Here is a 23649-nt window from a genome sequence, read left to right on the forward strand (position 1 = left end):
CTCACTGACGGAGCGGCGCGGGAATGTGTGACAGCCCGGCATGAGAAAGCCGGGCCCGGCGGCCTCACGACCGACCGGACCCGGCTCCTCAGGACACCTCAGCGGCGGCGCGTCACAGCAGTCCGTCCCACATCTGCTCCAGCAGCACCGACCACCAGCTCTCCGGCGACCCCAGCGCCGCCGGGTCGAGCGCGGCCAACTGCGCCTGGAAATCGACGGTCCAGCGCCCCGCCTGCTCCTGGTTCAGCCCGAACCGCAGCCGCCACATCCGCCCGAGCAGCGCCAGGCAGCGCGCGAACTCCGGCAGCCCGGTGTTCACGAACTGCGGCGGTACGGGCGCCCCGCCCGGCCCCGCCTCCACCGGCACGGCGACGATGTTCGCCGTGCCGTACTGCACGCAGAGCGCCTTGCCGAAGTCGCTGCCCATGACCAGGTAGGAACCCGCGTCCGAGGCCGGCTGCACACCGCGCTCGGCCGCCAGCTCCGCCAGCGTCGGCACGGGCCGGCCCGGCTGCGCCTGCGCCCAGAAGAAGGGACCCATGTCCATCGGCAGACCCGCCGCCACCAGCGTGTGCGCCACGACCGGCGGCACACCCTGCCGGGACACGGCGGCCTGCTCGAACCGGAACACCCCCGGCCCGAACGCGGCGGCCAGCTCCTGCGCGATGGCCTCCGGCGGGACCGGCGGCACCGCCTGCACCGGCGGCAACGGCGCCCGCACCGGAGCCGGACGCGCCGGGCCGTCCGCCACCTGGTGCAACTCGCCCTGGTGGACCAGCAGTTGCCGCATACCCTGCTGCCGGCTCGCGTGGTCCGTACCGTACGGCGCGATGCTCGTGATCCGCGCCTGCGGCCACTGCTCCCGGATCATCCGCGCGCAGTAGGCACCCGGCAGCTCACACGACTCCAGCTCGGTGTGCAGCTCCAGCACCTGGTCCGGGGGCACGTTCATGGCCCGCAGCTCGTGGAAGATCTGCCACTCCGGATGCGGCGTACCCGGCGCCGAACGCCGGATCAGCTGCTGCTCGGAACCGTCCTGCGCGCGGTAGCGCAGCACGGCCTGGTAGCCGGGGCCGACCGTCGGCTGCCCGGCGGGCTGCTGCGGATAGCCGTACGCCGGAGGCTGCCCGGGACCGGGCTGACCGGGCGGCGGCATCGCACCTGGCGGCATGGCGCCGGGCGGCATGGCGCCGGGCGGCATCCCACCAGGCGGCATCGCCCCGGGCGGCATCGGCGGCGCTCCGTGCACGCCAGGAGCGCCCTGGGCGCCCGGGACACCCGGGGCAGCGGGTGGTGCGCCGGGGGCCTGCGGCGGCGGAGGCACTCCGGGGCCGCCCGACGGAGGCGTGGCCAGCATGGTCTCCGCGTGATGCACGGGACCCGGGCCGCCGGGAACACCCGGGGCGCCCGGCGCACCAGGCGGGTTCGGAGCACCCGGAGGCTGCGGAGCACCAGGCGCACCAGGCGCACCGGGCGCACCAGGCGCGCCCGGAGGCCCCGGAGGCTGCGGTGCGCCCGGACCCGGCCGACCGGGGTCGGCCAGCATCGTGGCGGCGTGGTGAACACCCCCGGGCGGCGTACCACCGGGGGCACCGGGCGGGTTCGGAGGACCCGGAGGCTGCGGCGCACCAGGAGGACCCGGCGGCTGCTGGGGAGGCAGCGGAGCACCAGGACCCTCGTTACCCGGGCCACCAGGACCGCCAGGACCCCCGGACCCCTCAGGGCCGAGCGCCGACACCAGCTGCGTAGGCACGTAACCCCCCGCGGGAGTACCCGGCGCACCGGGCCCCGACGGCGGAGGCGGCGTACTGCCCGGCCGGACACCCGGCGTCCCCGGGGCGCCCGGCGGAGGCGGCGTCGTCGGCCCCGCGCCCCGTCCACGACCCGGCGGCGGAGCCGCCTTGCTGGTCGCGGCGTCGGCGATGTCCCCGGCGTTCGGCGCGAGCGGCCGCTCAGGCGCACCCGGCCCGTTCGGCGGCTGCGGAACACCGGCGGGAGCGGCAGGCCCGGAAGCCGCCACACCCCCCGCAGACCCCACAGCCCCACCGTCGGCACCCTGCGGCGGATACCCGTACGGCTGCCCGCCCGGCACAGGCGGAGGCGTACTGCCCCGCGGCACACCACCGGACGGCGTACCCGGCACAGGCGGAGGCGTACTGCCCTGCGGCACACCACCGGGCGGCGTACCCGGCACACCAGGAGCCGGAGCGGCACCCGCCGCCCCCGGCGGATAGCCGTAACCCGGCCCACCAGGCGCAGCCGCAGCCGCGCCCGCACCGCCCTGCGCGTTCGGATCGTCGATCGCCGGTGAGACCGCCGTCGGCGGAAGCTGGCTGCCGCCCGACAGCAGCGCCGTCTGGGCCTCCGGCGTCGTCGTGGGCGGCGGCGTGTCACCGTCGGTCTCGCTCAGCGGCGGCGCGAAGACCGTCGCGGGCAGCGGTACGGAACGGTCGTCACCGGCATCGCCGTTGGTGTCCGTACCCGCCCAGGGCGTCGCCCCGGCAGGCGCACCCGGCGCCTCCTCTCCCCCGCCGTCACTCCCCACCGCGGCAGGCCAGGACGCACCGGAAGCGGAATCACCCCCCGCGGCGCCGGCAGCAGAGCCCGAAGCACCAGCCGGATCAGCAGCGGAAGCCGACGCGGCACCCGCCCCCGAACCCGCACCCCGCCGATCGGGAATCCCCAGCTTGTCGGCCGCGTCCTGCAACCACTCCGGCGGAGTCAGCAGGAAGGACGTCTGGTTCAGATCCACCCGGGCCGCAGGAGCCGGCGCCGGCTCCTGAGCCGTGTCCGGACGGCCGTACTCCTCCTCGTACCGGCGGATCACCTCACCCACCGGCAGCCCGGGCCACAGCGTCGCCTCACCGCTGTCCCGCGCGATCACCAGCCGCTGCGCGCCACCGTCGGAACGCGGCCCGTCCGCCCGGTCCTCGGCCCACACCACGAACCCCAGGTCGAACTCCCGCACCCGCACCTCACGATGCTGGTACGACGGCACGTCCCCGTTGATCCACTCTTCGGCGCGCTCCTGCGCCTGCGCGAAGGTCACCATCGCTGAAGTCACTCCCCCACGGCCGAGGACGACACCGCGCCCACCGGCACCACACGCGCGAACCCGCCGTCCACCATCAAGTTCGCCACCGTCTCCAACTCCGGCGGATCACCGGCCAGCCGCGACAGGAACTCATCGAAGTCGTCCCCGCACGGCAGCAGCAACCGCTCCACCCGCTCCGCCGGCGGCACCGAGGGATCCACGTCCCGCGCGTCGTCGTACGCGCAGAACCACACAGAACCGATCCGGTCGCCCTTGACCTTCACCGCCAGCAGCCCGCCCTGCACGAAGGCGACCCCCAGGTAGTCCTTGGTCAGATGGTCACGCAGACACTTGTTGACGTACACCAGGTCATTGACGGCCGCCTCGTCCCGCACGGTGAAGAACGGCTGGTCGATCAGCAGCCCCAGCTCCGCGTCCAGCGCGGCACCCACCGGCGCACAACCCCCCGCCGCCTTAAGGAACGACCGGTACGGCCCCGGCAGCCGGTAGCCGAGATCCTCCTCGACCCCCTGCACCTGCGACTCCGTCACCGCCACACCCGACTTCGGCAGCCCGAAGTGCGCCGGACGCGTCTCCTGCAACGGCCGCGTGCCCCGCTTGGCATGGTCGACGCCCGACGTCGCCACACCGCCGTGGTGCCGCAGCAACGCCTTCACCTCGACCGGAACCAGCTCCAGCCGCCGCGAGCCCACCGCGTGGTGCCACGTCCAGCCGTGCGGCGTCGCCACCGCCGGCACCGTGTCCCACAACTCGTGCCCCGACGCCGACAGCGCCATGTTCGCCGACACGTAGTCCGTCAGCCGCAACTCGTCGACACCGAAACCCTCCGGCGGCTCCGCGATCTCCGCGGCCGCACGCGCGTAGGGCGAGAAGTCGGGGTAACCACGCTCGTCGACCCGTACCCCTCTCGGGTGACGGGCCGCCCGGACCGGATCCGGGAAATGCACGACCTGCCCGGCGTAGGCCGCGTTCGGCGGCGCGGCTTGCTGCCCGAGCCGACCTGTCGTCATGGCGGTTGCCCCCTGCGGCACTCTGTACGACCCGTATTGACCACCCTTGGCGCACTACGGCCCGTATCGACTGTCACGTCTGTCTGTCTCGACTTCACTGCACTTCCCTGCACCCGCCGACCCCACGGATCACCCTCCGGTTCACTGCATCGATCTCCGAACGGATCACCGCACGGCCCGCGGTGCCGACAGCCTATGCGGTACGACGACACCGGTCACCGGCACCGGTCAGCCGCCCCTTCCGCTTCCGTGACCAGCCGTCACCCCACCGTGACGGCACGCCCCGGAACGGGCGTGTCACCGCTCCCCAGCTTCCGCAGCAGCCACGGCATTTGGCAGTCTGTGACCCCCGGGGGATGCACGGAGGGGAATACGATCATGAACGCGACACAGACGGGACCACACACCGGCAGGTCCGCCGACCCACGAAACGGCGACCCCCGGGGCGGTGCCCCACGAGGCGGCGCCCCACGCACCGGCGACCCCCGAAGCGGCGACCCCCGCATCGGCTGGAGCGCCACCGAAGCGCCCCACGCCCCCGTCCTCCACCACCGCCGCGACGGCATCCTCCCCACCGTCGCCGCCGCCCTCTCCGTCCGCGGCGCCACCCTCACCGGCACCGCCGCCCGCGGCGACACACCCCCCGCCCTGCACCCCCTCGTCCAGGACTTCCTGGACACCCTCACCAGCGCCCAACGCGACCGCTTCACCGGCCGCTGCGCCGAGACCATCCTCATCTCCCGGCACATCACCGCCGCCGACGCCGCCCGCAGCAAACGCGCCGCGCGCAAACCCATGACCAACGGCGAGGCCCGCAAAGCCCTCAAGCAGGCCAAACTCACCGCCCGCCGCATCCGCGAGGACGGCGACCCCCTCCACGGCAGCTTCGCCACCCCCTGCCGCGCCTGCACCGCGCTCAGCGCCCACTTCGGCGTCCGCATAGTCGACCCGGCGGCCACGACCGGCTGACGCCCCCCACGCACACCGGAACAACACCCCCGGCGCGCACCACACGCCGCCCCATGACCTCGACGAGACGAAGGGCAGATGCAGACCGACCGCACCTCCACCACCCGCTTCGCCGTACAAGTCGACGCCGCCCTGCGCACCGCCGGCTGGCAACCCGGACGCTGGGACATCAAGCAGGCCGAGATCTGGGCGGACGCCCTGCGCGACCACGCCTCACCCGCCGGCCACCGCCACACCGTCTTCCCCGCGGCCGTCGAAGCCTGGGCCGAGTTCGGCGGACTCCACATCACCCCCACCGGCCCCGGCCGCCAGGTCGCCCCCGCCACCCTCCACCTCGACCCGCTGCACGGCCTCCACATGGCCCGCACCCTCGGCGACCTCGGCCGCGCCCTCGGCACCGAGGTCTGCCCCCTCGGCGCCGAAACCGACAGCCAGGCCCTCCTCGCCATCGACACCGAAGGCCGCGTCTACACCCTCGACCACACCGGCGACTGGTACCTCGGCGCCGACATCGACCAAGCCCTGTCCACCCTCATCGCCGGCACGGCACCCACACGCCTGACAGCGGGCTGACCAAAGAAACGGGAGACAGCCACCAGCCCCCTGCCCCCGGGGGCTACGACGCCGGAATCACCGCCGACACCCGAAAACCCCCCGCATCCGTCGGCCCGGACACGAACACCCCGCCCAGCGCGGCAACCCGCTCCTTCATCCCCACCAGCCCGTTCCCCCCGGACGGCAACCGCGCCGACGACGCCGCCGCCTCGGGCGGCTCGTTCTCCACCTGCATCGCGATCTCCGACACCCGATGCGCCAGCCGCACATACGTCTTCGCCCCGGCCGCGTGCTTGTGGACGTTCGTCAACGCCTCCTGCACCACCCGATACGCCGTCTGCTCCACCTCCGGCGCATACGACCGGGCATCCCCCTCCACCGTCAGATCGACCACCATCCCCGCGGCGGCCGACTGCCCCACCAGATCCTCGATCTCCGCCAGACACGGCCCCTCGTCATCAGCGGCCCGCGAAGCCGCAGCCGCGGCAGCCACCCCCACCGCCGCCAACGGCATCGACGCGGCACGCTCACGCCGCTCGCCCCCGCCACTGCGCAGCACCCCGAGCATCTCCCGCAACTCGGTCAGCGCCTGCCGCCCCATGTCCCCCACGAGCGCGGCGTTCCTGACGGCCTTCTCGGGATCCTTCCGCGCCACCGCCTGAAGCGCGGCGGCATGCACGACCATCAGACTCACCCGATGCGCGACGACGTCGTGCATCTCCCGGGCGATCCGCGTCCGCTCCTCGTTCCGGGCCCACTCGGCCCGCTCCTCCGCCCGCTCCGCGAGCAGCTGAAGCTCCCGCTCCAGACTGTCCGCACGCTCCCGCAGGCTCTCCATCAGCCGCCGCCGGGCCCCCACGTACAGACCGAGCAGCACCGGGGGCGCCGTGAAACCGAGCGACATCGTGATCGCCGCGAAGGGCACGAACCAGTCCCCCAGGTCCAGATCGCCCCGCACCATGTCCTGCCGCGTCTTCACGAACGTCACGATGAGCGTCGCCACCAGCGACATCCCCGCCAGCGAGCCGATGATCCGCCGGGGCAGCTCGCACGCGGCCAGGGTGTAGAGGCCGACGACACCCATCAGGAAACCCATCTGGGCGGGGGTGATGGCGATCGACACCAGCACGACGGCGATCGGCCAGCGCCGCCGGACGAGCAGGACGGACCCGGCCAACACCCCGAAAACGACCCCCGCGGCCACGGGAATCCCCGCGTCCCTGGCGAACGGATAGCCCTCCGCCCCGCACTCCAGCGCGGACACCACGGCCAGACTCACATCGAACACGGCACTACGCCGTCTGGCCCACCACCACGGCCCTCCCCGGGCCGTCACGTGGTCTTCCCCCGTCTCGGTCATGCCCTCCAGCCTACGGGCGCCCGCAGCCGGTTTTCCGGTGCATTTCCCGGACTTGCCCCCACCACACTCCGTGACCGTTCGGCTGCGATACGGCCCGATATCCCTCGAACTGCTGAATCGCTCACCGTTCGACCCCGGAGGCCTCCATTCCGCCCGGACGGTATGCCTATGACACATGCACCCGGCAAATACGCCGACTTCGAGGGCCTGCGGGAGAGGGCGGTGGCGCTGCGGCGCGCAGGGCTGAGCCGGCGCCAGATCCGCGACCGACTGCACGTCGACAACAACGACATCCTCAACCGCCTGCTGGAGGGCGAGCCCCCGCCGGCCTGGACGAAGCGCCCGAACGCGAAGGACGACCTCCGCGAGAAGGCCCGGGAGCTCCGGCTCCAGGGCTGGACGTACGACCAGATCCAGGTGGAGCTGGGCTGCTCCAAGAGTTCGATCTCGCTGTGGGTACGGGATCTGCCGAAGCCGGAGCGCAAGCGGACCCGCGAGGAAGCCTCTGCCATCGCGAAAAGGGGCTGGGAAGCCACGCTCCGCCTGCGCGAGGAGGAGCGGCAGCGGACCAAGCAGCAGGCCATGCAGGAAGTGAGCAGCCTGACGGACCGCGAGCTTTTCCTGATCGGCGTGGGCCTTTATTGGGCCGAGGGGGCCAAGAGCAAGCCTTACAGCCGCCGGGAGCGCATCACCTTCGTGAACAGCGACCCCGACATGATCAGCGTATTCCTGGCCTGGCTGAACCTGCTCGGCGTGGAACCCTGCACCCTCAGGTTCGCAGTACAGATTCACGAGACCGCGAACGTGGCGGCTGCGGAGGCATTTTGGGCCGCCCACGTCGGCGTCGCGCCAACCGACCTCCTCAAGACAACCCTCAAGCGACACAACCCGAATACCAACCGCAAGAACACCACCGACACCTACAACGGCTGTCTCCGTGTCGACGTGAGAGACGGAGCCGACCTGTACCGTCGCATCGAGGGCTGGTGGTGCGGCATAGTAGGGGCTGCCACCGCATCCGATCTACGAAATCGGACATAGCGGTAATCCCGGGTCGTCTAAGGGCAAGACGTCAGATTTTGGTTCTGATCATGGGGGTTCGAGTCCTCCCCCGGGAGCACACTCTCGGTTCGGGTCCTGGCTGATGAAACCGCGGCCAGGCCCCACACCCCCACTCCCCGAAAAACCCCCCGGTATCCTGCGGATGTCACCCCACCCCATCCACAGCCGAAGGGCATCCCGTGAGCGCCAACCGCCCGGCAGCCGTCGTCGTTCTCGCAGCGGGTGAGGGCACCCGTATGAAGTCGGCCACACCCAAGGTCCTGCACGAGCTCTGCGGCCGCAGTCTCGTGGGACATGTGCTCGCCGCCGCGGGCGAGCTGCACCCCGAGAACCTGGTCGTCGTGGTCGGCCACGCCCGCGAGAAGGTCACCGCCCATCTCGGCGAGATCGCCCCGGACGTCCGCACGGCGGTACAGGCGGAGCAGAACGGCACGGGGCACGCCGTGCGGATGGGGCTGGAAGCGCTCGGCGGGTCCGTCGACGGGACGGTCGTCGTCGTGTGCGGGGACACTCCCCTGCTCACCGGCGAGACGCTGCGGGCGCTCTCCGCGACCCACACGGAAGACGGCAACGCGGTCACCGTGCTGACCGCCGAGGTGCCGGACGCGACGGGCTACGGCCGGATCGTGCGGGACGACTCGGGTGCCGTGACGGCGATCGTGGAGCACAAGGACGCCACCGACGCGCAGCGGTCGATCCGGGAGATCAACTCGGGGGTGTTCGCGTTCGACGGGCAGTTGCTGGCCGACGCGCTGAAGAAGGTGCGGACCGACAACAGCCAGGGTGAGGAGTACCTGACCGACGTGCTCGGGATCCTGCGTGAGGCCGGGCATCGGGTCGGGGCGTCGGTGGCGGGTGACCACCGGGAGATCGCCGGCATCAACAACCGCGTGCAGCTCTCGGAGGCCCGTCGCATCCTCAACGACCGGCTGCTCACCGAAGCGATGCTGTCCGGTGTCACGGTCGTCGATCCGGCGACCACCTGGGTCGATGTGACGGTCACGTTCGAGCAGGACGCCGTCGTGCACCCGGGCACGCAGCTGCACGGTGCGACGCACGTCGGGGAGGGCGCCGAGGTCGGGCCGAACTGCCGGCTGACCGACACCCGGGTGGGTGCGGGCGCGCGGGTCGACAACACCGTCGCCGTGAGCGCTGAGGTGGGTGCGGAGGCGAGCGTGGGGCCGTTCGCGTATCTGCGTCCGGGGACCCGGCTGGGTGCCAAGGGCAAGATCGGGACGTACGTGGAGACGAAGAACGCCTCGATCGGGGAGGGGACGAAGGTGCCTCATCTCTCCTATGTCGGTGACGCGACGATCGGTGATCACACGAACATCGGTGCCGCGAGCGTGTTCGTGAACTACGACGGTCAGGAGAAGCACCACACGACTGTCGGTTCTCATTGCCGTACGGGCTCGGACAACATGTTTGTGGCGCCTGTCACGGTCGGGGACGGCGCGTACACCGCCGCCGGGTCCGTGATCACCAAGGATGTGCCGCCCGGTTCGCTGGCTGTGGCCCGTGGTCAGCAGCGGAATATCGAGGGTTGGGTGGCTCGTAAGCGTCCGGGGAGCGCGGCCGCGAGGGCGGCCGAGGCGGCTTCCCGGGGGTCGGCCGAGGAGGGCTGACCGGAAACCGGTGCCTGAAACACGGCGTACGGTGATAAGTGCACACCCGCACCCCCACCAGCTGAGACGGCCTCTAGCAAGCCGGCTGAGAGGTCTCTCGACACCCAGCTGCGACACCTCTGAGGAGACAGTGCTGTGACCGGGATCAAGACGACCGGCGAGAAGAAGTTGATGTTCTTCTCCGGCCGCGCCCACCCCGAGCTTGCCGAGGAGGTCGCCCAGCAGTTGGGTGTCGGGGTTGTCCCGACGAAGGCCTTCGACTTCGCGAACGGGGAGATCTATGTGCGTTATCAGGAGTCGGCACGTGGTGCGGACTGCTTCCTGATCCAGAGCCACACGGCTCCGATCAACAAGTGGATCATGGAGCAGCTGATCATGATCGACGCGCTGAAGCGTGCGTCGGCCCGCTCCATCACCGTCATCGTGCCGTTCTACGGTTACGCGCGGCAGGACAAGAAGCACCGGGGACGTGAACCGATTTCGGCGCGTCTGATCGCGGACATGATGAAGACCGCGGGTGCGGACCGGCTGCTGACCGTGGATCTGCACACGGACCAGATCCAGGGCTTCTTCGACGGTCCGGTGGACCATCTGTTCGCGCTGCCGCTGCTGGCGGACTACGTGGGCCGGAAGGTGGACCGGAACAAGCTGACGGTCGTGTCTCCGGACGCGGGCCGGGTGCGGGTCGCCGACCGCTGGTGCGACCGTTTGGGTGCGCCGCTGGCGATCGTGCACAAGCGCCGGGACAAGGACGTCGCGAACCAGGTCACCGTCCACGAGGTCGTGGGTGAGGTGAAGGGGCGCGTGTGTGTCCTGGTGGACGACATGATCGACACGGGTGGGACGATCTGTGCCGCGGCGGACGCGCTGTTCGCGCATGGTGCGGAGGACGTCATCGTGACGGCGACGCACGGTGTGCTGTCGGGTCCGGCGGCGGACCGGCTGAAGAACTCGCGGGTGAGTGAGTTCGTGTTCACGAACACGCTGCCGACGCCGGGTGAGCTGAGCGGGGACCTGGACAAGATCTCGGTGCTGTCGATCGCGCCGACGATCGCGAATGCGGTGCGTGAGGTGTTCGAGGACGGTTCGGTGACGAGCCTGTTCGACGACCAGTAGGAGCCCTGGTCGGGCTTCCGATAGATCGTTTTGGGTGCGGCCTCCCTTGCCGAGTAGACTGCTGAAGTTGCTCGGCGAGGGAGGCCGTACCGCTTCTTGAGGAAGCTTGTACGGCGGTCCGTTATCGACGCGCTCTTCGTAGCAGGCCGTTCGTGGCCGGGTGACCACGTCCGTTTCTGACTTCGAGGAGTGAGTATGTCCGAGGTGAAGATCTCCGCCGCGACGCGCACCGAGTTCGGCAAGGGTGCCGCGCGCCGTATCCGTCGTGAGTCCAAGGTTCCGGGTGTCCTGTACGGGCACGGTTCGGACCCGCTGCACCTGACCCTGCCGGGTCACGACCTGCTGATGGCGCTGCGTACGCCGAACGTGCTGATCGCGCTGGACATCGACGGCAAGTCCAACGAGCTGGCGATTCCGAAGGCCGTGCAGCGTGACCCGCTGAAGGGTTTCCTGGAGCACGTGGACCTTCAGCTGGTGAAGCGTGGCGAGCAGGTCAACGTCGAGATCTACGTGCACACCGAGGGTGAGCTGGCCCCGGGCGGCAACCTGCTGGAGCACGTGCTGAACGCGCTGCCGGTGGTGGCCGAGGCGACGCACATCCCGGAGTCCGTGACCGTCTCGGTCGAGGGTCTGACGGCCGGTGACTCCATCCTGGCCAAGGACATCCCGCTGCCGAAGGGCACGACGCTGGACGTCGAGGAGGACACGGTCGTCCTTCAGGTTCTGGCCGCGCAGGCCGAGGAGCCCTCCGAGGGCGAGGAAGAGGGCGGAGAGGCCGCCGAGGCCTGATCCCTCGTCGTCGTTTGGTCGGCCGCTGTTCCCGTGCGGGGCAGCGGCCGACGCGTATGAAGGAGACATGGACGTGACGACCGATGCCGCCGTGCCCTGGCTGATCGTGGGGTTGGGCAATCCGGGGCCGGAGTACGCGGGTAACCGGCACAACGTGGGCTTCATGGTGGCCGATCTGCTGGCGGAGCGGATCGGGGGGAGGTTCAAGCGGGCCGGGAAGGCGCAGGCGCAGGTCGTCGAGGGCCGGATCGGGCCGCCGGGGCCGATGAGCCGGCGGGTGATTCTGGCGAAGCCGATGTCGTACATGAATCTGTCGGGCGGGCCGGTGAACGCGCTGCGGGAGTTCTACAAGGTGCCGGTGGCCCATGTGGTGGCGATTCATGATGAGTTGGACATCGATTACGGTGTGCTGCGGTTGAAGCTGGGTGGCGGCGACAACGGGCACAACGGGCTGAAGTCGATGACGAAGGCGTTCGGGGCGGATTATCACCGGGTGCGGTTCGGTATCGGGCGGCCGCCGGGGCGGATGCCGGTGGCGGATTTCGTGCTGAGGGATTTCTCGTCGGCGGAGCGCAAGGAGCTGGACTACTTCGTGGACCGGGCGTCGGACGCGGTGGAGTGTCTGGTGATCGAGGGGCTGGAGCGGGCGCAGAGTACGTACAACTCCTGACTTGTCGCCCGGAGGAGTTGACCGGCCGTGCGGGTATGGCCAATGATCCCGGCCATGCCTGCCTCTGCTGCCGTCACTCACGAGAGCGCCCATGCCGTGTTGCGGTTCGGGCGGTTCGCGGCGATGGGTGCGGTTGCGGTGCTGATCCTGATCGCGGGTGTGTGGGCGTCGTGGGGTACGGCGCAGCACGTGATGCTGACGAAGGGCCGGGAGCGCGGGACGGTCGAGGTGACGCGGTGCGGGCAGGACACGTGCACGGGTCGGTACTCGCCGTCGTCCGAGGGTTGGCAGCCCCGGTCGAAGGTGGTTCTGGAGAAGTCGGTCGCGGTGCAGAAGGGCCGGACTTACACGGTGGTCGTGAAGCCCGGCAGTGATGACGCGGTGCGCTCGGGCCCGGCCGGGGTGCTGTACGCGTGGATTCCGCTGGGTGGTGCGCTGTTGCTGGCGTCGGTCGTGGTGGCGGGTGGTCTGCTGCGTACGCGGGCGGCGTGGGTGATGGCGTTGTCGGGCGTGGCGTTGCTGACGGCGGCTTTCGTGACTGTCTGAGTGACTGTTTGAGTGACTGTTTGAGTGACCGTCTGAGGGGTTCCGGCGTTCTCCCCTTCTGTGGAGGGGACGTGCGTTGTGCGTTCGTGCTTGACGGGCCCTCGGCGAGGCTGGAAGCTGAGCCGCCCCCTCCACATCTTCCCGGTCACTTCACGAAGATGGACGAACCTCGATGCGAATCCTCATGCGCGCCGGTGCTGTCTGCGCCGCCGCTTCCGCGGTCCTCCTGCTCGCTCCGGCCGCCCATGCGACCCCTCCTGGTGACAACGGCACGGTCAAGATCCACGACGCTTCGACGGACGAGGAACTGCGCCGCAACGAGCCGCACGTGTGCACGTTCTACCTGGACGCTTTCGGTTTTGACGGCGGCCAGGAGGTCGACTGGCGCATCGACGCGATCCCGCCGAGCGAGAACAAGGGGGAGACGGTGAAGTCCGGCGCGCTCGCTCTGGACGCGGAGGGCCACGGCCGTACGGAGGATCTGTCGCTGCCCGACGGGCACTACAAGCTGTTCTGGACCTTCGACGGTGAGAAGGGTGCCGCCAAGCACAAGGTGTTCTGGACGGACTGCGAGGACGAGCAGGAGCCCGGTGGTTCGACGCCGTCCGGGTCGGCTTCGCCGTCGCCTTCGTCCGGGGTGTCCGGGACGCCGTCGGCGGGGCCGGGCTCGTCGGAGTCCCCGGCGTCCCCCAGTGAGCCGGCCGGCGGGGGTGTGGCGGCGTCGCCGTCGCCGTCGCCGCAGGGCGGTGGCGAGGGTGATCTCGCCGAGACGGGCAATGGAGCGCCGGTGGGTGTGCTGTCCGGTGTGGCGGCGGTGCTGGTCGCGGGCGGCGGGTTCCTGGTGTTGCGTCGCCGGGGGCTCGGCCGCGGCTGACGTGGAACGCGCCGTGCCCCCGAGCCTGTACGGGCTCGGGGGCACGGTGGTGTCCGGGGAGCGGTTCAGCCGGTGTTGCGCAGGCCCGCTGCCACGCCGTTGACGGTGAGGAGCAGGGCGCGGGCGAGGAGCGGGTCGGGCTGTTCGCCGGCGGCAACCGCGTCGCGCTGCCGCTTGAGCAGGGCGACCTGGAGGTAGGAGATGGGGTCGAGGTAGGCGTCGCGGATGGCGAAGGTCTGCTTCAGTACGGGTTCGGCGTCGAGGAGTTCCTGTTCGCCGGTGACCCGCAGTACCTCGGCGACGGTCAGTTCGTGTTCGGCCTTGATGGTGTCGAAGACGTGCTTGAGCTCGTCGGGGACGAGGGTGTCGACGTAGTGCTGGGCGATCCGCAGGTCGGTCTTGGCCAGGGTCATCTCGACGTTGGAGATGAAGTTGCGGAAGAAGTGCCACTGGCCGTACATCTCGTCGAGCACGGTGTCCAGGCCCGCCTCGCGCAGGGCCTTGAGGCCGGAGCCGACGCCGAACCAGCCGGGGACGATCTGCCGGGACTGGGTCCAGCCGAACACCCACGGGATGGCGCGCAGGCCGTCGAGCGAGACGCCGGAGCCGGGGCGGCGGGAGGGCCGGGAGCCCAGGTGCAGGTCGGCGAGCTGGTCCACCGGCGTCGACGCGAGGAAGTACGTCGGCAGGTCGGGGTCCTCGACGAGGCGGCGGTAGGCGGCGTGGGCGGCGTCGGAGACGACGTCCATGGCGGCGTCCCAGCGGGCCAGTGCCTCGACGGACTGGCGGGGCGCGGTGTGCAGGGCGGAGGCCTGGAGGGTGGCCGCGACGGTGAGTTCGAGGTTCTCCCGGGCGAGGGACGGGATGAGGTACTTGTCGGAGATGACCTCGCCCTGCTCGGTCACCTTGATCTCGCCCTCCAGGGTGCCCCAGGGCTGGGCGAGGATGGCGTCGTGGGTGGGGCCGCCGCCGCGTCCGACGGTGCCGCCGCGGCCGTGGAAGAGGCGCAGGCGGACGCCGTAGCGGTGGGCGACGTCGCGCAGGCGGCGCTGGGCGCGGTGGATCTCCCACTGGCTGGTGGTGATGCCGCCGAACTTGGAGGAGTCGGAGTAGCCGAGCATGACCTCCTGGACGTCGCCCCTGAGCGCGACGAGGCGCCGGTAGGACGGGTCGGAGAGCATGTCCTCGAGGATGGTGTCGGCGGCCTTGAGCTCGTCGGTGGTCTCCAGCAGGGGCACGATGCCGATCTTGGCCCAGCCGGCGTGCAGGTCGATCAGGCCGGCTTCGCGGGCGAGGACGGCGGCGGCGAAGACGTCGTCGGCGCCCTGGCACATGGAGATGATGTACGACTCGATGACCTCGGGCCCGAAGACCTCCAGGGCCTTCTTCACGGTCTGGAAGACGCCGAGGGTCTTCTCGCCGGGGGCGTCCACGGGCGCCGGGGTGGGTGCGAGGGGGCGGCGGGAGCGCAGTTCCTTGGCGAGCAGCTTGGTGCGGTAGTCGCGGGGCATGTCCGCGTACCGCCAGGACTCCTCGCCGAGCCGGTCGAAGAGCTGGCCGAGGGCGTGGTGGTGGGCGTCCGCGTGTTCGCGTACGTCCATGGTGGCGAGCTGGAGGCCGAAGGCGGCGAGGGTGCGGATGGTGCGGGAGAGGCGGCCGTCGGCGAAGAGGCCGCCGCGGTGCTCGCGCAGGGAGGTCTGGATGATCCGCAGGTCGCTGATCAGCTCGCTGGTGCCGAGGTAGTCGCGGCCCGGCACGTGTGCGGTGCCCTTGGCGAGGCGCTGCTTGGTGTTCTCCAGCTTCTGCCGGATGCAGGTGGCCTTGAGCCGGTAGGGCTCCTCGGCGTTGAGGCGCTTGTAGCGGGGGCTGATCTCGGGGAGGTTCTCCAGGTCGGTCTGGAGGGAGCTCAGCAGTTCCTCGGTGGCGCCGGCGTAGCGGATGGAGTTGGACAGGAAGCCGCGCAGTTCGTCGATCGTGTCCAGCGCGTCGTTGATGCCGTGCTCGTGCTGGAGGATGAGGACGTCCCAGGTGACCTGGGGGGTGACGTTGGGGTTGCCGTCGCGGTCGCCGCCGATCCAGGTGCCGAAGGTGAGGGGGCGGGTGTCGTCGGGGAGCTTGACCCCGGCGCGCTCCAGCTCCGCCGTGAGGTCCTCCAGGACGTCGCCGACGGCGCCCGCATGCAGTTCGTCGAGGTAGTAGATGGCGTTGCGGGCCTCGTCGGCGGGCTCGGGGCGCACGACGCGCAGTTCGTCGGTCTGCCAGACGAGGTCGATGTTCTCGGCCAGCCGGGTGTCGAGGCGGCGGCGGTCCGACTCGATGACCGGGGTCTCCAGGAGCGCGGCGACGCGCCGGAGCTTGTTCAGGACCGACCGGCGCGCGGCCTCGGTGGGGTGGGCGGTGAACACGGGGCGGACGTTGAGGTGGCGGACCGTCTCGCGCAGGTGCTCGGGGTCGGCGTCCTTGAGCCGGTCGGCCGTACGGGCGAGCAGTCCGCCCTCGGCGGCGCGCCGGGCGCGCAGCTCGCGGCCGCGGTGCACCTGCTCGGTGACGTTGGCCAGGTGGAAGTAGGTGGAGAAGGCGCGGACCAGCTTGGCCGCGGTGTCGAGTTCGGTGCCGCGCAGCAGCTCGGCGGCGGCCTCGCCGTCCTCACGAGTGAGGCGGCGGACCTTCTCGACGAGTTCCAGGAGCTCGGGGCCCTCCTGCCGGACGAGGGTCTCTCCGAGGAGGTCACCCAGTCGGCGGATGTCGGCACGCAGCTCACTGCTCGTCGTCGTGGTCTGGTCGTCGGCACTGCTCACAGGTGCGGCTCCTTGCAGTGTTGAAGCTCGTCTGGGAGGGGGTACCCGGACGGCGTCTCGCGCGGCGGGCGCCGCATACGGGCCGGACATCCGGGAAGAAAACAGAGCGGACCGCGCTGTCCGACCGACTCCAGGATAGGTGTCGGCCGGGACGCGCAGGCTCTCGGGCTCTTGCCGCCGGGCGACGCGCTGCCATACTTACGAAGCCGTAGGTTACGGAACCGTAGGAAGCACTGCGGGGTTCCCGTGACCCGGCGACTGCCGGGTCTCTGTGACCCGGCACCCTCTCCACATCCACATACCCCCCAGGGGACGCGTATGACCAGTAGTTCCGACGTGATCGAAAACGCCCCGAAGGCGTCCGGTCAGGCCTCCGACGAAGCTCCCGCCGCCACGCTGGGCGGCGAGCGGAAGCGGTCCATCGAGCAGATCGCCCTCCTCCTCTTCATCACCGTCCCGTTCCTCGCGCTGCTGGCGGCCGTGCCGCTGGCCTGGGGCTGGGGGGTGAGCTGGCTGGACCTCGGTCTGCTGGTGTTCTTCTACTTCCTGGGGTGCCACGGCATCACGATCGGTTTCCACCGTCACTTCACCCACGGTTCCTTCAAGGCCAAGCGGCCGCTGAAGATCGCGCTGGCCGTCGCCGGGTCCATGGCGGTCGAGGGTCCGCTGGTCCGCTGGGTGGCCGATCACCGCAAGCACCACAAGTTCTCCGACGCGGAGGGCGACCCGCACTCGCCGTGGCGGTTCGGCGAGACGCTTCCGGCCCTTATGAAGGGCCTGTGGTGGGCGCACATCGGATGGATGTTCGACGAAGAGCAGACATCGCAGGAGAAGTACGCCCCTGACCTGATCAAGGACAAGACTCTCCGCGCGATCTCCCGCCAGTTCGTCCTGTGGACGGTGGTGTCCCTGGGCCTCCCGGCGCTGATCGGCGGGCTGGTCACGATGTCCTGGTGGGGCGCGTTCACGGCGTTCTTCTGGGGCTCGCTCGTCCGGGTGGCCCTGCTGCACCACGTGACGTGGTCGATCAACTCGATCTGCCACGCGGTGGGCAAGCGCCCCTTCAAGTCGCGCGACCGCTCGGGCAACGTGTGGTGGCTGGCGGTCCTGTCCTGCGGCGAGTCCTGGCACAACCTGCACCACGCCGACCCCACCTCGGCGCGGCACGGTGTGATGCGCGGCCAGCTGGACTCCTCCGCCCGGCTGATCCGCTGGTTCGAGATGCTCGGCTGGGCGTACGACGTGCGCTGGCCGTCACGCTCGCGTATCGATTCGCGCCGTGACACCGGGGAAGGCGGCTCCCCGCGCGGGAAGGAGCCCGTCAAGGCGGCATGATGGTCGCTGTGGCGACCGACTCGAGCAGCAACCCCAGCAACGACAAGCCGCGGCGAGTGCGTCGCACCCGGATGACCGGTGCCGAGCGCCGCCAGCAGCTGCTGGAGATCGGTCGCACGCTCTTCGCCGCCAAGGGTTTCGAGGGCACGTCGGTGGAGGAGATCGCGGCGAAGGCCGGGGTCTCCAAGCCGGTGGTGTACGAGCACTTCGGCGGCAAGGAAGGGCTGTACGCGGTGGTCGTGGACCGCGAGATGCGGCGCCTGCTGGACATGGTGACCAGCTCCCTGACCGCCGGCCACCCGCGTGAACTGTGCGAGCAGGCGGCCTTCGCCCTGCTGGACTACATCGAGGAGTACACGGACGGTTTCCGCATCCTGGTCCGTGACTCCCCCATCCCCCAGTCGACGGGTTCCTTCGCCTCGCTCATCTCGGACATCGCCACCCAGGTGGAGGACATCCTGGGCCGCGAGTTCAAGAGCCGCGGCTTTGACCCCAAGCTGGCCCCGCTGTACGCCCAGGCCCTGGTCGGCATGGTCGCCCTGACCGGCCAGTGGTGGCTGGACGTACGCAAGCCGAAGAAGGCGGAGGTGGCCGCGCACCTGGTGAACCTGGCGTGGCACGGGCTGGACGGACTGGAGGCGAAGCCGCACCTGATAGGGCGCCGCAAGGCCTAGAGGGGTTCGAGGAACTCCAGGCGGTTGCCGACGGGGTCGTGCGAGTAGAAGCGCTTGCGGCCCGGCAGGGCGGGGTCCCAGGTGACGGGCGCCCCGTGGGCTGCCAGCCGGGCGGCGTACGCGTCGATGCCCGTCACCCGCAGCCCGGGATGGGCCTTCTTCGCCGCCCGGAAGTCCTCCTCGGTCCCCAGGTGCAGTTGCACGGCACCGGCCTGGAACCAGCATCCGCCGCGCCGGGCGAGCAGAGGCGGCTTCGGGATCTCGGTCATGCCGAGGACGCCGGCGTAGTAGGCCCGCAGCCGCTCCTCGCTGCCGGGCGGGGCGGCGAGCTGGACGTGGTCGAGGGCGACGATCATCAGTGCTCCTTCCGGGCCACCGCGAACACCCTGCGGAACGGGAACGGCGTGCCGTGCGGCCCCGCCGGGTACGCCTCGCGCAGGGTGGCCCGGTACTCGGCGAGGAAACCGTCCCGCGCCTCGGGATCGTCGGCGAGGGCGGTCAGCACGGGCCGCAGGCCGGTCCCCTTCACCCAGTCGAGCACGGGGTCCTCGCCCTGGAGCAGATGGATGTACGTCGTCTCCCACACGTCGGCGGTGCAGCCGAGCGAGGTGAGCCGTTCCAGGTAGGCCTCGGGGGTGAGGACGGCGTCGCCGTGGCGCAGGGTGCCCGCGAGCCGGTCGCGCCAGCGCGGTGCGTGCGCGAGTTCCCGCATGAGGCGGTGGCTGGGGGCGTCGAAGTTCCCGGGCACCTGGAAGGCGAAGGTCCCGCCGGTTTTCAGCGCGGCCACCCAGTCGGCGAACCGGTCGGGGTGCCCCGGCACCCACTGGAGCGTGGCGTTGCTGACGATCAGGTCGCAGGGCTCTCCCGGCGTCCACGTACGGACGTCGGCGTGGGCGAAGTCGAGACGGCCGCCGCCCGGGGTGGGCCCCTCGTGATCGACGTGGGCCTTGTCGAGCATCGCGGGCGAGTTGTCGTAGCCGGTGATCCGGGCGGTGGGCCAGCGTACGGCGAGCAGCGCGGTGACATTGCCGGGGCCGCAGCCGAGGTCGGCGATGCGGGGAGGGTCGCCGGGGAGGTCGGGGACGCGGGCCAGGAGGTCGGTGAAGGGGCGGGCGCGGTGTCCGGCGTGGCGGAGGTACTGGGCGGGGTCCCAGGCGGGGGCGGCCGCGGGCATGGATCCTCCTGGTGTCCTGGTGTCCTGGTGGCGTTCTGGTGGTTTCCTGGTGGTGACGGCAAGGGGCGCACACACAGCGTGACATCGCATTTATCTCGACGTCAAGAAAATGGACATCAAGAGACTCTACGTCGACACAACCACTACACTGATCGCCATGGAGGACGAGGTCGACCGGCTGGTCGCAGCATGGCGCCGGGAGCGCCCGGACCTCGACGTCGAACCGCTCGAGGTGCTCAGCCGCGTGAGCAGACTGGCCCGGCATCTGGACCGGGCACGCCGGCTGGCCTTCTCGGAACACGGCCTGGAGCCGTGGGAGTTCGACGTCCTGACGGCGCTGCGCCGCGCGGGCACGCCGTACCAGCTCTCGCCGGGACAGCTCCTCACCCAGACCCTGGTCACGTCGGGCACGATGACGAACCGCATCGACCGCCTGGCGAAGAAGGGCCTGGTGGAACGCCTCCCCGACCCCAGCGACCGCCGCGGCGTCCTGGTCCGGCTGACGGACGAGGGCCGGGACCGCGCCGACCAGGCCCTGGCGGGCCTGCTGGACCAGGAGCGCGCGATCCTCGCGGAGCTCACCCGGGCCCAGCGCGGCGAACTGGCGGGGCTGCTACGCCAGTTGACCGCCCCGTTCGACAACATCCCCGGCTAGGTCGACCGGCCCGACCCCGGCCCGCCGGGCCAGGGCGACGGCGGCGAGCGTGGAATGCACTCCCAGCTTGCCCAGCACGTTCTGCATGTGCGTACGCACCGTGTGCGGCGACAGATACAGGCGCTCGGCGACGGCCTTGCGCCCCAGCCCCGCCACCATGCACCGCAGCACTTCCCGCTCACGCGGAGTGAGGGACTCCACCAGCCGCTCGCTCTCGGTGCGGTGCTTGCGGGCGGCGGTCAACTCCCGCAGGACGCCGGTCAGCAGGGCGGGCGGCAGATGCGTCTCGTCCCGCAGCACGCCCCGGATGACGGTGAGCAGCCGGGACAGCGAACAGTCCTTGGCGACCCACCCGGAGGCCCCGGCCTGGAGGGCCAGCGCGGCCCGGCGCGGGTCGTCCTTCTCGGCGAGCACGACGATCCGTACGTTCGGCTGCGCGGACCGCACCCCCGTGACGAGGGAGATCCCGTCGACGAGTCCGTCCTCGTTGCCCTCCTGCACGGGTACGGCCGGGCGGGTGCCCGGCACCTTGCCGCCCAGATCGGCGTCGACGAGCAGCACGTCGAACCGCCGCCCCTCGGCGACCGCACGCTCCAGACAGCGCAGCGCGGCGGGGCCGCTGCCGGCCGCGGAGACGTCGACATCGGGCTCGGCGGCAAGGGCCGCCGCGAGTGACTCGGCGAAGATGCGATGGTCGTCGACGACCAGGACTCGGATGCGAACCACGTAACCCCCTTCCCCAGGCTCCTGAAGAGCAGGGGATACCCCATCGTCGGAAGACGGCACCGCGCGGGTACGACACCGGGGTGTCCGGGTCTGCTGCATCTGTCCGTCCGTCCTCGCAGCAGCCTGGCCGGGTCGCCGCAGCCGCACGGCCGCCGCCGTGCAGAAACCGCTACCCCCACCCCGGGCGTCGTACCCGGCTGTCTCGCCCCCTGATCGGCACCGGCCCCCACCGGTGCTGTTCATCAGAGTACGGCCGGGGGCCCGGAGCGGAAGGTTATTTGCAGAACTGACTGTCCTGCGCGTTTATGGTGTGCCGCATGTTCCGTCTTGAGACAGAAGTCGACAAGGCCCGACGTGATCTGCTCCGCACGCGCCTGCGGGAAACGAACACAGCCGCCTCTCCGGTCCTGCGCGCCCTGCTCGGAACGCCGGACGAAAGGGACATCCCATTGCACGTGTGGGCTGTGAACGACAGGACCGACGACCTGGCGGGCGGCCTCGTCGGCTACACCTGGGCGACCTGGCTCCACGTCACCTACCTGTGGGTCGACGAACGCCACCGCGGGGTGGGCCTCGGGGCCGGGTTGCTCCGGCAGGCGGAACGCATCGCGTCCGACAAGCGCGGGTGCCGCGCGTCCCGCCTGGAGACGTGGGACTTCCAGGCGCCGCGCTTCTACGAGAAGCAGGGGTACGAGGTGGCGTGCGTGGTGCCGGATTATCCGCCGGGGATCACGGAGTACCTGCTGATGAAGCGGCTGGGTTGACGGTCGGTCAGGTCCGTCGGACAGCGAAGCCTGCGTTGGCAAAGGGGCGACGCGGAGGGTGTGCGAGACCTCGCTGTCACCGTGCTCGTACCCACCGATAGCGTTGGTTCGCTTGAGTTACCTTCACCTCAACGGGAGACCTGAGTGAATCGCCCCGCCCGGCTCACAACAGCCGCGCTCACCGCGTCGATGGCCCTGCTCGTGACCGCATGCGGTTCGGGAGGAGGAGACCCGTCCTCCGACACGATCAAGGGTGCGGGAGCCGGGGACGCGAAGACGTCGGCCGGCCCCTCCGCCTCGGCCTCGCCGGGCAGCGTCAAACGCCCGAAGATCACGCTGCCCAAGGAGTTCCAAGCAGACTTCGAGAGCTGGTCGAACAGTGACCCGAAGCTTCAGGCGATCCTGAACGACGGCCGTGAGGAGCTGCGGTCGAAGTACGCGGCGATCATCGAGGCCGACCCGGAATCGGACGCGGTCGCGTTCTACAACTCGGAGACCACCCAGGCGACTGCCCGCAAGTGGATCAAGCAGTTCACGGACGACGGCGACAGCATTATCGGCAAGGTCAGGGTCTTCGATCCCCAGGTCCACATCAGCGACACCGGTTCGGGTGTGCTCTTCTACTGCGTCGACGAGCGCCAGGCGTCCACGAAGAACCGCAAGACCAAGAAGATCGTCAACACTCCGGACAAACCCGAGTCACTCATCCAGTACCGCCTCCGGCTGGACCAGACGTCCCAGGGCGTGTGGAAGACCACCTCGCTGACCACCGTCCCGGGGGCGTGCAACTGATGCGACTCGCGGCGAAGGCAGGCGCTGCCCTCGCAGCCTCAGCCTCCACTTTTGTCCTGTCGTGCACGGCTGCCTACGCCATCGGTGACGACGAGTCCCAGGCGCCGCCCTCGGGCGGGGCCGGCGGCGCGTCCGGGGGCACGCTGACGGCATCGGCCGCCACCACCCGTATCAAGGTGACGCAGGAAAGCGGCGGCACGGGCAGCTCCACCCGGTCGCTCGCCCCGGTGGATCCCAACTGGGAGCCGCCGGCGTGCTGGTACGAGCCCGTGGCGACGCCCCAGCAGCTCAAGGAAGCCGTGGACCGGCTCAAGAAGAACCCCAACGGCGATCTGGTTCCCGTCACCCCCAGTCTCAGCTGGGGCGAGGAGCTCATGGTGGACCACTACGAGAAGGGACAGGACAACACCGACAGCGGGTTCAGCTACAAGAATTACAACCTCGGCAAAGACGGGATGTTCTGGCGCGGAGTAATCAACAAGAACCGGGAGAACGACGCCGAGTCCTACGACTGCGAACGCACCCTGTTCTGGCAGAACGCCAACACTCTCCCTGACGACGACCACGCTCCCACCCCTGACATCCTCGCCGGCTACGCCTACGACAAGATCAACGTGCCGCAGACCGAGGTCGACCTGAAGCCCGCAACCAGGTCGACAGTGAACCTGCCGACCTGGGTGTGGCTTGACAAGGCGACCTTCAAGGAGGTCAAGGTCCGCGCCGAACTGCCGGACGCCGGCGTGTGGGCGGAGACCACCGCCAAGCCGATCGCCCTGCACCTGGACGCCGGTACGGAGGACGCGGAGACGTACCCGGCCTCCGGCAACTGCGCGATCAATGAAGACGGCTCCATCGGCACCCCGTACACCAAGGGCGACGCCGACCGGATCCCGCCGTGCGGCGTCCGCTACCTCCGCGCCACGAACGGCACGCCGTACCAGCTCAAGGCGTCGATCACGTGGCAGATCTCCTGGGAGGGCTCCGGCGGTGCGCAGGGCGACCTGCCGGACGGGACGTTCGAGACCACGCAGAACATGACGGTCCAGGAGATCCAGTCCGTCAACCGCTGACCGCAGAATGCCCGGGCGCCCTCGTCCTCA

At 70.4% G+C, this 23649-nt stretch carries 22 protein-coding genes and 1 tRNA gene; 16 read left to right on the forward strand and 7 right to left on the reverse strand.

Annotated elements, in window-relative coordinates; genetic code table 11:
* Positions 1-112: 112 nt before the first annotated feature.
* Both ABFX81_RS23770 and ABFX81_RS23775 read right to left on the reverse strand, forming a co-directional pair.
* Positions 113-3052, reverse strand: coding sequence for an SUKH-4 family immunity protein (locus tag ABFX81_RS23770; protein WP_346138621.1), 2940 nt, complete (start codon positions 3050-3052; stop codon positions 113-115).
* Between the two features lie 8 nt (positions 3053-3060).
* Positions 3061-4065 carry an HNH endonuclease gene (locus ABFX81_RS23775; protein WP_086855389.1) on the reverse strand — a complete coding sequence of 335 codons (1005 nt, stop codon included), beginning with the start codon at positions 4063-4065 and terminating at the stop codon, positions 3061-3063.
* Between the two features lie 378 nt (positions 4066-4443).
* On the opposite strand from ABFX81_RS23775, the gene ABFX81_RS23780 reads away from it, so the two are divergent.
* Together ABFX81_RS23780 and ABFX81_RS23785 are read left to right on the forward strand one after the other, a co-directional pair.
* Positions 4444-5034, forward strand: coding sequence for a YwqJ-related putative deaminase (locus ABFX81_RS23780; RefSeq protein WP_346138622.1), 591 nt, complete (start codon positions 4444-4446; stop codon positions 5032-5034).
* 78 nt (positions 5035-5112) lie between these two features.
* Positions 5113-5607 carry an SUKH-3 domain-containing protein gene (locus ABFX81_RS23785; RefSeq protein ID WP_346138623.1) on the forward strand — a complete coding sequence of 165 codons (495 nt, stop codon included), beginning with the start codon at positions 5113-5115 and terminating at the stop codon, positions 5605-5607.
* 43 nt (positions 5608-5650) lie between these two features.
* Here ABFX81_RS23785 and ABFX81_RS23790 read toward each other — a convergent pair whose 3' ends face one another.
* Entirely contained in the window at positions 5651-6949 is a 1299-nt protein-coding gene (locus ABFX81_RS23790; RefSeq protein WP_086853507.1) for a histidine kinase, read from the reverse strand.
* Positions 6950-7117: 168 nt separating this feature from the next.
* On the opposite strand from ABFX81_RS23790, the gene ABFX81_RS23795 reads away from it, so the two are divergent.
* From ABFX81_RS23795 to ABFX81_RS23830, 8 genes are all read left to right on the forward strand, one after another.
* Entirely contained in the window at positions 7118-7990 is an 873-nt protein-coding gene (locus tag ABFX81_RS23795; RefSeq protein WP_086853509.1) for a hypothetical protein, read from the forward strand.
* Positions 7991-7996: 6 nt separating this feature from the next.
* Positions 7997-8067, forward strand: a tRNA-Gln gene (locus ABFX81_RS23800).
* Between the two features lie 123 nt (positions 8068-8190).
* The gene (glmU, locus tag ABFX81_RS23805; protein ID WP_086855299.1) at positions 8191-9636 is read left to right on the forward strand and encodes a bifunctional UDP-N-acetylglucosamine diphosphorylase/glucosamine-1-phosphate N-acetyltransferase GlmU; all 1446 of its coding nucleotides are present in this window, start codon (positions 8191-8193) and stop codon (positions 9634-9636) included.
* Between the two features lie 135 nt (positions 9637-9771).
* Entirely contained in the window at positions 9772-10752 is a 981-nt protein-coding gene (locus tag ABFX81_RS23810; protein WP_059415896.1) for a ribose-phosphate diphosphokinase, read from the forward strand.
* A gap of 195 nt (positions 10753-10947) precedes the next feature.
* Positions 10948-11541: a 50S ribosomal protein L25/general stress protein Ctc gene (locus ABFX81_RS23815; protein WP_086855298.1), complete on the forward strand. Its 594-nt coding sequence runs from the start codon at positions 10948-10950 to the stop codon at positions 11539-11541.
* Between the two features lie 67 nt (positions 11542-11608).
* The gene (gene pth / locus ABFX81_RS23820) at positions 11609-12211 is read left to right on the forward strand and encodes an aminoacyl-tRNA hydrolase (protein WP_086855297.1); all 603 of its coding nucleotides are present in this window, start codon (positions 11609-11611) and stop codon (positions 12209-12211) included.
* A gap of 42 nt (positions 12212-12253) precedes the next feature.
* Entirely contained in the window at positions 12254-12757 is a 504-nt protein-coding gene (locus ABFX81_RS23825) for a hypothetical protein (protein WP_086855296.1), read from the forward strand.
* 172 nt (positions 12758-12929) lie between these two features.
* Positions 12930-13631, forward strand: coding sequence for an LPXTG cell wall anchor domain-containing protein (locus ABFX81_RS23830; RefSeq protein WP_086855295.1), 702 nt, complete (start codon positions 12930-12932; stop codon positions 13629-13631).
* Between the two features lie 65 nt (positions 13632-13696).
* Here the strand turns inward: ABFX81_RS23830 and ppc are convergent, their stop codons facing one another.
* Entirely contained in the window at positions 13697-16429 is a 2733-nt protein-coding gene (ppc, locus tag ABFX81_RS23835) for a phosphoenolpyruvate carboxylase (RefSeq protein WP_346138624.1), read from the reverse strand.
* Positions 16430-16747: 318 nt separating this feature from the next.
* Here ppc and ABFX81_RS23840 point away from each other — a divergent pair, with 318 nt between their 5' ends.
* Together ABFX81_RS23840 and ABFX81_RS23845 are read left to right on the forward strand one after the other, a co-directional pair.
* Positions 16748-17764 (forward strand): fatty acid desaturase, encoded by a 1017-nt coding sequence (locus tag ABFX81_RS23840; protein ID WP_086849990.1) that lies wholly within the window; start codon positions 16748-16750, stop codon positions 17762-17764.
* On the forward strand, positions 17761-18438 hold the full coding sequence (locus ABFX81_RS23845) for a TetR/AcrR family transcriptional regulator (RefSeq protein WP_086849988.1): 678 nt from the start codon (positions 17761-17763) through the stop codon (positions 18436-18438). Before ABFX81_RS23840 ends, ABFX81_RS23845 begins: the two co-directional genes overlap by 4 nt.
* Here ABFX81_RS23845 and ABFX81_RS23850 read toward each other — a convergent pair.
* On the reverse strand, positions 18435-18794 hold the full coding sequence (locus ABFX81_RS23850) for a VOC family protein (protein ID WP_086855668.1): 360 nt from the start codon (positions 18792-18794) through the stop codon (positions 18435-18437). The two genes, ABFX81_RS23845 and ABFX81_RS23850, sit on opposite strands and share 4 nt — an antisense overlap.
* Entirely contained in the window at positions 18794-19612 is an 819-nt protein-coding gene (locus ABFX81_RS23855; protein ID WP_346138625.1) for a trans-aconitate 2-methyltransferase, read from the reverse strand. The genes ABFX81_RS23850 and ABFX81_RS23855 overlap by 1 nt, the downstream gene beginning before the upstream one ends.
* 157 nt (positions 19613-19769) lie before the next feature.
* Here ABFX81_RS23855 and tamR point away from each other — a divergent pair, with 157 nt between their 5' ends.
* Positions 19770-20267 carry a MarR family transcriptional regulator TamR gene (gene tamR / locus ABFX81_RS23860; protein WP_059416014.1) on the forward strand — a complete coding sequence of 166 codons (498 nt, stop codon included), beginning with the start codon at positions 19770-19772 and terminating at the stop codon, positions 20265-20267.
* Here the strand turns inward: tamR and ABFX81_RS23865 are convergent.
* Positions 20226-20993 (reverse strand): LuxR C-terminal-related transcriptional regulator, encoded by a 768-nt coding sequence (locus ABFX81_RS23865; RefSeq protein ID WP_086841396.1) that lies wholly within the window; start codon positions 20991-20993, stop codon positions 20226-20228. The genes tamR and ABFX81_RS23865 overlap by 42 nt on opposite strands.
* 305 nt (positions 20994-21298) lie before the next feature.
* Between ABFX81_RS23865 and ABFX81_RS23870 the strand changes: the two genes are divergently transcribed.
* From ABFX81_RS23870 to ABFX81_RS23880, 3 genes are all read left to right on the forward strand, one after another.
* The gene (locus ABFX81_RS23870; RefSeq protein WP_086841398.1) at positions 21299-21757 is read left to right on the forward strand and encodes a GNAT family N-acetyltransferase; all 459 of its coding nucleotides are present in this window, start codon (positions 21299-21301) and stop codon (positions 21755-21757) included.
* A 144-nt stretch (positions 21758-21901) separates the two neighbouring features.
* Positions 21902-22549: a hypothetical protein gene (locus ABFX81_RS23875; RefSeq protein WP_086841400.1), complete on the forward strand. Its 648-nt coding sequence runs from the start codon at positions 21902-21904 to the stop codon at positions 22547-22549.
* Entirely contained in the window at positions 22549-23619 is a 1071-nt protein-coding gene (locus tag ABFX81_RS23880; protein WP_086841422.1) for a hypothetical protein, read from the forward strand. Before ABFX81_RS23875 ends, ABFX81_RS23880 begins: the two co-directional genes overlap by 1 nt.
* Positions 23620-23649: the final 30 nt, after the last annotated feature.

The sequence above is a fragment of the Streptomyces coeruleofuscus genome (assembly GCF_039532725.1).
Classification (GTDB): domain Bacteria; phylum Actinomycetota; class Actinomycetes; order Streptomycetales; family Streptomycetaceae; genus Streptomyces; species Streptomyces coeruleofuscus.